General features: G+C 70.4%; 1 protein-coding gene. It reads right to left on the reverse strand.

Annotation, left to right across the window (positions count from 1 at the left end; all coding sequences use genetic code 11):
- On the reverse strand, nt 1-298 hold a 298-nt coding region (locus RB628_RS41570; protein WP_318325792.1), incomplete at its 3' end, for a cation-transporting P-type ATPase.
- Nucleotides 299-398 lie beyond the last annotated feature (100 nt).

Below are 398 nucleotides of genomic sequence, written 5' to 3' on the forward strand. Positions count from 1 at the left end.
GGAAAGTGATCCCCGACGCGACGACCAGCACGACCGCGAAGAGGTCCGTGAACTGCGCCCCCAGCTGCCGCCACACGGGGCGGCGCCTCGTACGCGGCATTTCGTTGGCCCCGTACCGCTCCAAGCCCGCCCGTGCCCGATCCGCCGGCAAGCCGCGCCGTGAGGTGCCCAGATCGGTGAACACCTCACCGGCGGTGAGTTCCCGTACCGGAGGAAGCGGACCGGAAGCGGACGTGGCGTCGACCGCCGCGTCCGTCCCTCCGCCTGGTACCAGTGGGTCCGTACCGGTGCGCATCATCCGAACCCGTACGGTGCCGAGCTCCTCGGTTCCGGCGGAGCCGGTCGGATCGCGCGGAGGGCCTTGCGTGAGGCTTCCATCACGGACTCCAGTGAGTTCG

This window comes from Streptomyces sp. ADMS, assembly GCF_033441795.1.
In the GTDB taxonomy this organism is placed as follows: domain Bacteria; phylum Actinomycetota; class Actinomycetes; order Streptomycetales; family Streptomycetaceae; genus Streptomyces.